The sequence below is a fragment of the Acinetobacter sp. CIP 64.2 genome (assembly GCF_000369645.1).
In the GTDB taxonomy this organism is placed as follows: Bacteria; Pseudomonadota; Gammaproteobacteria; order Pseudomonadales; family Moraxellaceae; genus Acinetobacter.
The window spans coordinates 502,486-513,413 of record NZ_KB850122.1; the positions used below are offsets into that span (position 1 = coordinate 502,486).

General features: G+C 41.8%; 9 protein-coding genes and 1 pseudogene. 6 read left to right on the forward strand and 4 right to left on the reverse strand.

Annotation, left to right across the window (positions count from 1 at the left end; genetic code table 11):
• Window positions 1-58 precede the first annotated feature (58 nt).
• Window positions 59-208 (reverse strand): hypothetical protein, encoded by a 150-nt coding sequence (locus F895_RS20060; RefSeq protein WP_005241657.1) that lies wholly within the window; start codon window positions 206-208, stop codon window positions 59-61.
• A 364-nt stretch (window positions 209-572) separates the two neighbouring features.
• On the opposite strand from F895_RS20060, the gene F895_RS08740 reads away from it, so the two are divergent.
• From F895_RS08740 to cueR, 3 genes are all read left to right on the forward strand, one after another.
• Window positions 573-2,105, forward strand: coding sequence for a flavin-containing monooxygenase (locus F895_RS08740; protein WP_005241658.1), 1,533 nt, complete (start codon window positions 573-575; stop codon window positions 2,103-2,105).
• A 182-nt stretch (window positions 2,106-2,287) separates the two neighbouring features.
• Window positions 2,288-4,774: a heavy metal translocating P-type ATPase gene (locus tag F895_RS08735; protein ID WP_005241659.1), complete on the forward strand. Its 2,487-nt coding sequence runs from the start codon at window positions 2,288-2,290 to the stop codon at window positions 4,772-4,774.
• Between the two features lie 11 nt (window positions 4,775-4,785).
• On the forward strand, window positions 4,786-5,244 hold the full coding sequence (gene cueR / locus F895_RS08730) for a Cu(I)-responsive transcriptional regulator (RefSeq protein WP_005241660.1): 459 nt from the start codon (window positions 4,786-4,788) through the stop codon (window positions 5,242-5,244).
• A gap of 91 nt (window positions 5,245-5,335) precedes the next feature.
• On the opposite strand, the gene F895_RS08725 is transcribed toward cueR, so the two are convergent.
• From F895_RS08725 to F895_RS0118950, 3 genes and pseudogenes are all read right to left on the reverse strand, one after another.
• The gene (locus tag F895_RS08725) at window positions 5,336-5,524 is read right to left on the reverse strand and encodes a heavy-metal-associated domain-containing protein (RefSeq protein WP_005241661.1); all 189 of its coding nucleotides are present in this window, start codon (window positions 5,522-5,524) and stop codon (window positions 5,336-5,338) included.
• 163 nt (window positions 5,525-5,687) lie between these two features.
• Entirely contained in the window at window positions 5,688-7,892 is a 2,205-nt protein-coding gene (locus F895_RS08720) for an OsmC domain/YcaO domain-containing protein (RefSeq protein WP_005241662.1), read from the reverse strand.
• Window positions 7,893-8,150: 258 nt separating this feature from the next.
• Window positions 8,151-9,023 (reverse strand): annotated as a pseudogene (locus F895_RS0118950) (LysR family transcriptional regulator).
• A gap of 89 nt (window positions 9,024-9,112) precedes the next feature.
• Here F895_RS0118950 and F895_RS08715 point away from each other — a divergent pair.
• The 3 genes from F895_RS08715 (at window position 9,113) to F895_RS08705 (ending at window position 10,907) form a co-directional block, all read left to right on the forward strand.
• The gene (locus tag F895_RS08715; RefSeq protein ID WP_005241665.1) at window positions 9,113-10,006 is read left to right on the forward strand and encodes a DMT family transporter; all 894 of its coding nucleotides are present in this window, start codon (window positions 9,113-9,115) and stop codon (window positions 10,004-10,006) included.
• Between the two features lie 93 nt (window positions 10,007-10,099).
• Window positions 10,100-10,459, forward strand: coding sequence for an ArsR/SmtB family transcription factor (locus F895_RS08710; protein ID WP_005241666.1), 360 nt, complete (start codon window positions 10,100-10,102; stop codon window positions 10,457-10,459).
• Complete coding sequence (locus F895_RS08705; protein ID WP_005241667.1) at window positions 10,437-10,907, forward strand: SRPBCC family protein; 471 nt, start codon at window positions 10,437-10,439, stop codon at window positions 10,905-10,907. The genes F895_RS08710 and F895_RS08705 overlap by 23 nt, the downstream gene beginning before the upstream one ends.
• The last annotated feature ends 21 nt before the right edge of the window (window positions 10,908-10,928 follow it).

Genomic DNA, 10,928 nt, shown 5'->3' on the forward strand with positions numbered 1-10,928 from the left:
AAAGATATAAAGGATCATAAAACTTGGGGGAAGCTTATGATCCTTACAAAATCAAATCTTATCTTGCCTGGTTTTGACCATTGCTACCTTGTACAGTTGTATTGCGTTCTTGGTTTTTCTCCAGGAACATTAATCCACCATCTGCATAGCTTAAGCTTGCTGTTGTTGCAAATGATAGGATAAAGATGAGTTTAACCAATGCTTTCATTTCTATTCACCTATTCTCTCTTAACTTCTTATAAGATAGAACAGGCAGCCCAACAGCAGCATGACCTGAAAATGACAATTTTGTCATTTCAATAGAAGCTTGACAGTACAGTTGATCTATCAAATATAAAGATCTCTCGATTCGATCTTATGGTTGATCTAGAGCTGTTCATAAATGCGTGACAGCTTGACCTACATATCAAACCACGTTCCATCAGACTACTGCTTCATATATCCATAAATACTTCAATCAGATACGCTCAGTGGCCTCTAATCACAATATTTTGGCCTCATCCATCCTCTAAATCAATCTATGAAACGATTATTCTGCAAACAACACATGATACTTTTAACTTGAGTGCATTATGTCTAAACAACAATTCTCTTCAAATAACAATATTCGTATCGCCATTATCGGAACTGGATTTGGTGGCTTAGGTTTGGCGATTCAGCTTAAACGTGCTGGTTTTGAACAGTTCACCCTATTTGAAAAAGCCAGTGATGTCGGTGGCGTGTGGCGGGACAATACCTATCCGGGAGCGGCTTGTGATGTACCCTCGCATCTCTATTCATTTTCATTTGAACAAGATCTGGGATGGAAAAACCGCTATGGCTCATCACAGGAAATCCATCAATATTTGAAGCATTGCACAGAGAAATATCAGCTGTATCCGCATATCCAGTTTAATACTGAAATTGCCAGTGCTGACTTTGATGCAGCACAAGGTGTTTGGCAAATCCAGAGTGTAACGGGTGAAAAATTCGAGGCCGAATTTCTGATTGCAGCGGTCGGTCAACTCAATCGACCTGCCTACCCAAAGATTCCAGGACTAGACACCTTCAAAGGCAAGACTTTTCATTCAGCGCGTTGGGATCATGACTATGATTTAAATAATAAACGTGTGGCTGTGATTGGTACTGGTGCCAGTGCGATTCAGTTTGTGCCTGAGATCGCTAAACAAGTCGCCCACTTAGACATCTATCAGCGTTCTGCACCTTATGTCATTCCCAAGCCAGACCGTATTTATTCAGACTTGGAACGTAAGGCTTTTCAAAAGCTGCCTGTTTTACAAAGTCTGGATCGTGTCTTTCAATACAGCTATAACGAGATTCGTCTGAAAAGCTTTACCGCAACGCTGAATGAAATTCCTTTAGCAGAATATATTTTTCAGCGCCACATTCGTGAAGAAATTAAAGATCCCCATTTCCGCCATCGTCTTATGCCCGACTACCCAATTGGCTGTAAACGTATTCTGATTTCTAATCATTGGTATCAGAGTCTGGTTCGTCCCAATGTCGAACTTATCAATAACTCAATTCAAGAAGTGACTGAAACCGGTATTATCGATAAAGATGGGAAAGCACGTGAAGTCGATGCCATTATTTATGGAACAGGATTTACGGCAACTGACTTTATGGCACCGATGCACATTGCAGGACTCAATGGCAAGACACTGAAGCAACAATGGCAGGATGGTGCTGAAGCGTATTTAGGCTTAACTGTGAGCGGTTTCCCTAATTTCTTTATGCTGTATGGCCCAAATACAAATTTGGGGCATAACTCAATCGTGTATATGATCGAAAGTCAGGTGAACTATATTTTGGATGCAATTCGAACCCATATCCAAAACAATTTATCCTTCACCAACCTGAAAGCTGAAATCCAGACCCAGTTTAATCAGGAAATCCAAGAAAGAATGAAGTCAACCATGTGGTCACAAGGTTGTAGCAGTTGGTACCAAACCGCGACAGGAAAAAATACCAATAACTGGCCGGGGTTTACTTTTGAATATCGTCAACGTACCCGTCATTTTGATCTGGAAAACTATATCCAAGTACAAAAATCAGTATTGGTAAAAGAACAGATGGAAAATCCAGTCAAACAAATAGCCGTCTAAGTCTCCTCATTCAGTCATACAGCATTTGGGTAGTCCTTTGTTTGAATATGATAAAGGACTATCCATACATAAGCTTTGGCCCTGTTTGCATACAATCCTAAAAGTTGATTAATCCGCTTGACCTTCCCATAATGTCAAGGTCTATGCTGAAAGCAATCGGATTATCTCTATAGGTCTATCTTATGGAAATGCAAACAAATACAATCGCTCAAGACATGAAAGTCACCCTTCAAGTAGAAGGCATGACCTGTGCCAGTTGTGTCGGTCGGGTTGAAACAGCGCTCAAAAAGGTAGATGGCGTTGCATCTGCTTCGGTGAATCTGGCAACTGAACGTGCCGATATTACTTTGGCAAAACCTGTTGATCGTCAGGTATTGATTAAAGCGATTGAGCAAACAGGTTATGACGTCCCTGCCAACAAGGTGGAATTGGCAATTGAAGGCATGACTTGTGCCTCATGTGTCAGTCGTGTCGAAAAAGCCCTAACTGCTGTTGCAGGCGTACAAAGTGCCAATGTTAATCTTGCAACTGAACGTGCAACCGTGAGCGGTAATGCCAGCATCGATAGTCTCATCGCAGCAATTGATAAAGCAGGTTACGATGCTAAAGAAATACAGGCCTCTATTCCAGATCAAACTGAACAACTCGAAAAAAAAGATCAAGAACGAGCTGAGCTTAAACGTGACTTGATTATTGCGACAGTTCTCGCCTTGCCTGTGTTTATCTTGGAAATGGGTTCTCATCTGATCCCCGGTGTTCATCAACTGATTGAACAAACCATTGGCATGCAAAATAGTTGGTATCTCCAATTCGTTTTAACCAGCTTGGTCCTGATTATTCCGGGGCGCCGTTTTTATCTCAAAGGTCTTCCCGCCTTATTCCGTTTAGCACCTGATATGAACTCTTTGGTTGCTGTCGGTACACTCGCTGCCTATTTATTTTCATTGGTTGCAACGTTTACACCGAAGCTACTCCCTGCTGGAACGGTCAATGTTTATTACGAAGCCGCCGCTGTGATTGTCGCTTTAATCCTGCTTGGTCGTTTTCTTGAGGCCAAGGCCAAAGGACGGACATCTGAGGCGATTCAGCGCTTAGTTAGCTTACAGGCAAAAGTGGCCCATGTTTCACGTGATAACCATGTCATTGATATCCCAATTGATCAAGTCGTCTCTGGTGATTTTGTTATTGTCAAACCTGGTGAACGAATCCCTGTTGATGGTGAGGTGATTGAAGGACAAAGTTTTGTCGATGAATCGATGATTACCGGTGAACCAATCCCTGTTGAGAAAAATCTCGGCAGTCAGGTCGTTGGTGGCACCATTAACCAGAATGGTACTTTGAGTTTTAAAGCTGTCGCTGTCGGTGGTGACACCATGCTGGCGCAGATCATTCGTCTGGTCGAGCAAGCACAAGGCGCTAAAATGCCGATTCAAGCCGTAGTCGATAAAGTGACCTTATGGTTTGTACCTGCGGTGATGATTGCTGCGCTGCTCACCTTCCTTGTCTGGCTAATTTTCGGCCCTTTTCCTGCTTTAACCTTTGCACTAGTGAATGCGGTGGCCGTGCTGATTATTGCCTGTCCCTGTGCCATGGGCTTGGCAACACCAACCTCGATCATGGTCGGTACTGGACGGGGTGCAGAACTTGGCATCCTGTTTCGTAAAGGTGAGGCACTACAGTTATTAAAAGATGCCCAAGTGGTTGCGGTGGATAAGACGGGTACCTTGACTGAAGGTCATCCAGTACTGACTGATTTTGAAGTGACATCTACCTTTGATCGGAATAACGTCCTCAGTCTGGTTGCAGCAGTTGAAGCGCTTTCTGAACATCCCATTGCCAAAGCCATTGTCGATGCGGCAAAAAATGAAGGTTTAGATTTGCCAAAGGTTGATCGCTTTGATTCAGTCACAGGTATGGGTGTCAATGCCACTGTGAATGAAAACCAGAACATTTATATTGGTGCAGACCGTTATATGACTGAACTTGGTCTGGATATCACGCCATTTTCCCATACAGCACAACGTTTGGGCGATGAAGGTAAATCTCCACTGTATGTGGCGATTGATGGTGCTTTGGCAGGGATTATTGCAGTTGCAGATCCAATTAAAGACACCACCCCTGCTGCCATTCAAGCATTGCATCAACTGGGTCTAAAAGTAGCCATGATTACGGGGGACAATGCGCGTACCGCACATGCGATTGCCAAACAACTCGGGATTGATGAAGTAATTGCCGAAGTTCTACCTGAGGGTAAAGTCAATGCCGTGCAGGAATTGAAAGTAAAATATGGCAATATTGCCTTTGTAGGTGATGGTATTAATGATGCACCAGCATTGGCTCAGGCCGATGTCGGCCTTGCGATTGGAACAGGTACGGATGTTGCGATTGAATCTGCGGATGTCGTACTGATGTCTGGGAACTTGCAAGGCGTTGCCAATGCAATTGCACTGTCTAAAGCAACCATCGGCAATATTCATCAAAACCTGTTCTGGGCCTTCGCTTATAACACGTTATTGATCCCTGTGGCTGCGGGTGTACTGTACCCTGCTTATGGCATCCTGATGTCTCCGATTTTTGCCGCAGCTGCGATGGCGCTTTCAAGTGTATTTGTACTTGGAAATGCACTGCGTTTACGCCGTTTCCAACCACCGTCTGTGCACAACGTGTAATGGAGGATATGATGAATATTGGTAAAGTCTCTCAAGCTTCAGGCGTAACCAGCAAAATGATCCGCTATTATGAACAGATTGGTTTAATTCCAGCAGCGGGACGTAGCAATGCAGGCTATCGCTCTTATTCAGATAATGATGTGGAACGTTTGAAATTTATCAAACGCAGCCGTGAATTGGGCTTTTCGGTCACAGAAATTACCGATTTGCTTGACTTATGGAGTAACAGCAATCGCCATAGTGCTGATGTAAAACATTTGGCTCAATCACATATCCAAAAACTGGAACAGCGTATCCAAGATTTACAGCAAATGGTGCAAACATTGCAAACTCTAGTGGATTGTTGTGCTGGCGACCATCGACCTGATTGTCCAATTCTTGAAGGGCTTAAAGAGCCTTTAAATGAAAGCAGAGACATTCACTCTCACAATGATCTACTTTCAATTTCACCCTTGGCAGGGAAAAAATAGAATCAGCAAAGGCTATAGCAATATAGCCTTTGCTTTTGAAATATTTCCAAATAAAAAAGCGGCTGATCGCCGCTTTTTTAACACTATATGCTTAACGTGGTGGGAAACCCGCTTCTGATAATGCATCAGCAACTTGCTGCTGCGTTGCCGTGGTTTCGACTTTCACACTACGGTTCGGGGGATCAGCAATCACTTTTGCATTTGCATCTACGGCCTGAATAGCGCGCGTTACACCACGTGCACAACCACCACAAGTCATATTTTCAACATGAAATTCCATCGCAAAACTCCATTCAGTTTTTAAGAAGATGAATAGACTATAAACCTTGCCATTATGGCAAGGTCAAGTGTTTAAAGTGGCACATGTATAAAAAAACTGAGTCTGCATTCAATAAAAAAGTGCATGATCAACATGCACTTTCTCAACGTGTTTTAACCCAGTTTTAAACAGCTAAACCAACAGCTTTGGCACGTGCTTGATGTAGCTTTTTATAACTATCGATCAGACGTAAATGACGATCCAATCCTTCCAGTTTCATACTGGTTGGGGTTAAGCCATAAAAACGAACTGTCCCCTCAACTGAACCGACCACCGCATCCATACGTTCATTACCGAACATACGACGGAAATTAAACTCGTAATCTTCCAATTCCATTTCATCATCAAGCATAACTTCCAATACCACATTCATGCATTGATAGAACAAGCCACGCTCAACTGTATTGGTGTTGTATTGCAAGAAGGTTTCTACCAATTCCTTGGCTTCTTCAAACTGCTGCAATGCCACATAAATCAGCAGCTTTAGCTCAAGCAAGGTTAACTGCCCCCAAACGGTATTATCATCAAACTCAATACCGATTAAGGTAGTGATTTCAGTATAATCATCCAGTTCGCATTCTTCCAAACGCTCGACTAATGCTTCCAGTTGCGCTTCATCTAAACGATGCAGATTGAGAATATCTTCGCGGAACAGCAAGGCTTTATTGGTATTGTCCCAAATCAAGTCTTCAACCAGATAAATTTCAGAATAATCTGGAACAAGAATACGGCAGGCAGTTGCACCTAAGTGCTCATACACAGCCATGTAAACTTCTTTACCCATTTCTTCAAGGATGCCAAATAACTCTGCTGCTTCTTCTGCATTTGAGTTTTCACCTTCATTGGTGAAATCCCATTCAACAAAGTCATAATCCGATTTGGCACTAAAGAAACGCCAAGACACTAAACCACTTGAATCGATAAAGTGTTCCACAAAGTTGTTTGGTTCAGTGACTGCATTGCTTTGGAAGGTCGGTTGTGGCAAATCGTTTAAACCTTCAAAACTGCGACCTTGCAGTAATTCAGTCAAACTCCGTTCTAATGCCACTTCAAGACTAGGATGTGCACCAAATGAGGCAAATACACCACCTGTACGTGGGTTCATTAAGGTCACACACATCACAGGGAATTGACCACCTAATGAAGCGTCTTTAACTAGCACAGGGAAACCCTGTTCCTCTAACCCTTGGATACCTGCAACAATGCTTGGGTATTTTGCCAGTACCTCTTGTGGTACGTCTGGTAATGCAATTTCACCTTCTAAAATTTCACGCTTAACCGCACGTTCAAAAATTTCAGATAAACATTGAACCTGAGCTTCAGCCAAGGTATTGCCTGCACTCATTCCGTTACTCAGATAGAGGTTTTCAATCAGATTCGATGGGAAATAGACGATTTCATCATCTGATTGGCGTACAAAGGGCAATGAACAAATGCCACGTTCCGTATTACCTGAGTTGGTATCGTATAAATGTGTACCCAGTAATTCATCATCAGGGTTATAAATTTCTAGACAATATTCATCAAGAATTTCTTTGGGTAATTCGCCATTTGGACCCGGTTTAAACCACTTTTCATCTGGATAATGCACAAACTCTGCATTGGCAATCTCCTCACCCCAAAATTGGTCGTTATAGAAGAAATTACAGTTTAAACGTTCAATGAATTCACCCAAAGCCGATGCTAAAGCACTTTCTTTGGTTGAGCCTTTACCGTTGGTAAAACACATTGGCGATTGCGCATCGCGGATATGCAATGACCACACATTCGGTACGATATTGCGCCAAGATGCAATTTCAATCTTCATGCCTAAACCAGCCAAAATCTCGGACATATTGGCAATGGTTTGTTCTAGCGGTAGATCTTTACCCAGAATATAAGTATTGTTTTCCGAAGTCAGACTCGGCATTAACAAGGCCTGAGCATCCGCATCAATGCTTTCGACTTCTTCAATGACGAATTCAGGACCGGTTTGAATCACCTTCTTTACGGTACAGCGATCAATCGAACGTAAAATCCCTTGGCGGTCTTTTTCAGAAATGTCAGCAGGTAATTCAACCTGAATTTTAAAAATCTGTTTGTAGCGATTTTCAGGATCAACAATATTGTTCTGCGATAAACGAATGTTGTCGGTTGGAATATCACGCGCAGCACAATAGACTTTAACGAAGTAAGCTGCACATAACGCAGATGACGCAAGGAAATAATCAAATGGACCGGGTGCAGAACCATCGCCTTTATAGCGAATCGGCTGATCGGCGATTACCGTAAAGTCATCAAACTTCGCTTCTTGTCGAAGATTGTCGAGATAATTAACCTTGATTTCCATGCGTGCACCTAAATATTCTTACGTGTTGCAAGCACATAAGATTGAAAATATTGAACTATAAGCCGAATCGTGGATAAGCAATAGACTTAGAAAAGTGTGGCTAAGGTCATCTCGTCACGGTATCTAAACACTGACCTTAGTAATGATGGAAGCTATTATAGAAGTATTTTAGGCAATTGATAACTTTTGTCTGTTTTTCTAGCTTTTTTATGAACAATTAAGACGATGAATGTCTGAAAAACCAGACGGTAACCATGTTCAAAGCTGTTTTGCCATTTCAATGAATGCTTGTGCAATCGGGGTTATTTGCTTATGGTTTTTGACAGCCAAAGCGATCGATCTTTTGATATTCGGCATGAGTGGACGTTTTACCACATTTGGATACAGTTGAAGAATATTCTGGTCTAGCGCCATGTCGGCAACAATGGAAACGCCTGCATTTTCATTGACCATATTCAAAATCGATAAAATTTGCGACAAGTTATATTAAATCTGTGGTGTCAGTTGCGCCGCCTTAAACAGTTCCATGACATGATTTTGACTTCCCGCCTGAGTCATCAAAAATGGATGCTCAACCAAATCCTCCAACCGTACTGAACTTTGCTGAGCTAGCGTTAGCTGAGCAGGAATTAAAGCTACAAAAATGTCTTCTAAAAGAGGATAGGTATCTAGGTGTTCTTCAGGTAAAACCACGAAACCAAGATCCACTTTTCGTTCCTCAATCCATTGCATGACCTCCTGATCTGTACCTTCCATAATCAGTACTTCGACCTCAGGATATTTTTGGCGAAATGCTTTCAGAATCAGTGGAATCAGCACATTGGAAGATGATGCACCAAAGGACCCAATCCTCAAAGTACCTGTTTTTAGACCTTTAAGATCCATCACCTCTTGATGAATAATATGAGAAACATTCAAGATTTCATTTACATAAGGCAGCAAGCGTTGCCCTGCGGCTGTCAGCTCCACTTCATTGTTATTTCGATAGAATAGTTGAGTATCCCACTTTTTTTCCAATGCTTTCAGTGCATGTGAAATTGCTGACTGCGAAATATTGAGTTGCTGGGCGCTCAGGGTAAAATTTTTGAATTCTGCCAGTTTCGAGAATATTTCTAATTGAGTCAGGGTCATGATCCATCATTCATGAGCAAAAGCTCATTTTACTATAAAAATAAATTAATTTTACGATTTGATTCAATTCTGTATTGATTGAAAAACTCATGCGTCATTTAGTCACTTCTCTCTCGAGTTCTACGGTTTACTTTAAATTGATCGCTGTTGCTCTAATGTGGGGTGGCACCTTCATTGCAGGGCGTATCCTCGCCTCAGAGATTTCTCCAACATTGTCTGCATTCTTACGTTTTGCACTTGCAGCTCTCTTACTTATTATCCTCTTGTTTAAAAGTTCTGGAGGGTTTCCAAATCTTTCTGGGCAACAACATCTCTATGCCATCCTAATGGGGCTTACAGGTGTATTCGCTTATAACTTATTTTTCTTTGCCGCTTTATCTAGAATTGAAGCAGGACGAACAGCCTTATTTGTGAGTTTATCGCCTATTTTAACCGTTTTGGTCATGCGTATTTTCTTCCTTGAGAAGCTTAAAAAAATAAATTACCTAGGTATTTGTATTGCATTGCTGGGCACCTTAATCGTTGTGACCAAAGGTCATTTTTTTGCCGCTTTCAATCAGGCTGTTGGTACTGGCGAACTGCTTATGTGCGGAGCGGTATGTAGTTGGGTTATTTATACCGTTTGTTTTAAGCAGACCAATGTGCCAGCCTTGACCATGACCACCTACTCCGTGCTTTGGGGCACACTTTTTCTCTTCATTAGCCTGATGTCCCAATCCATACAGTTTTCCATAACTACAATTTCTCTCAGTAGTTGGCTATCCATTCTCTATTTAGGTGCTTTTGGGACAGTATTGGCATTTATCTGGTATGCGCAAGCCATTCAGAATATTGGAGCATCTAAAACCATTGTTTTTACCAATCTGGTTCCGATTTTTGCGGTATTACTGGCCTTTTTTATTCTTAATGAGCCGATCACATGGTCAATGGCTCTGGGAGCAGCACTCAGTTTCATCGGTATCTTGTTCGTTAATAAACCCTAAAAACAAAGTGATATCGATCATCTGTAAAAAAACTTAGCCTTCTAGCTAAGTTTCTATTGACATCAGATCAGTAAATGCACAATACTTAGCTTTATGGCTAAGTATGATTCTAAACTCGATTTGTTATTCAGTGCACTCAGTGATCCGACACGTAGAGAAATCTTAACACGACTATCCGCTGGACAGGCATCAATTACAGAGCTGGCTGAACAACACGATATGGCACTTCCTTCTTTTTTAAAACATTTAAATAAATTAGAGGAAGCTGGACTCATTCATTCTGAAAAAAATGGGCGAGTAAGAACCTGTGCTTTGGCACCAGAAGCTTTTACTCCCATCCAACATTGGTTAAGTGAGCAAAGAGCAATCTGGGAACAGAGACTCAATCAATTTGACCACTACGCATTAGAACTAAAAAGGAAAAGAGAAAATGAAACTGGATCCAAAAACTGATCTAAAACTCGAAAGAGTGATCGATGTTCCTCGTGAATTGGTCTGGGAATGCTGGACAACCCCTGAGCATATCAAACACTTTTTTATCCCTCGCCCACATTCAATCAAATCTTGTGAGATTGAGTTAAAAGTGGGTGGAAAATTCAATACCACTTTTGATGTCGATGGTCATGAAATCAAAAATGAAGGTGTTTATCTAGAAGTGATTGAGGGTGAAAAACTGGTCTTTACCGATACCTATACTGAAGATTGGAAACCAGCTGAAAATCCATTCATGACCGCAATTCTGTTGCTTGAAGATGCAGGCAATGGCGCAACCAAATATACCGCAATTGCCAGACACCGTACTGCTGAAACTCGCCAACAACACGAAGACATGGGCTTCTTTGAAGGTTGGGGTACCGTGATTGATCAACTGGTTGAATATGCGAATAGTTTGAAAGCTTAAGATTTATTTGTCAGATATAAA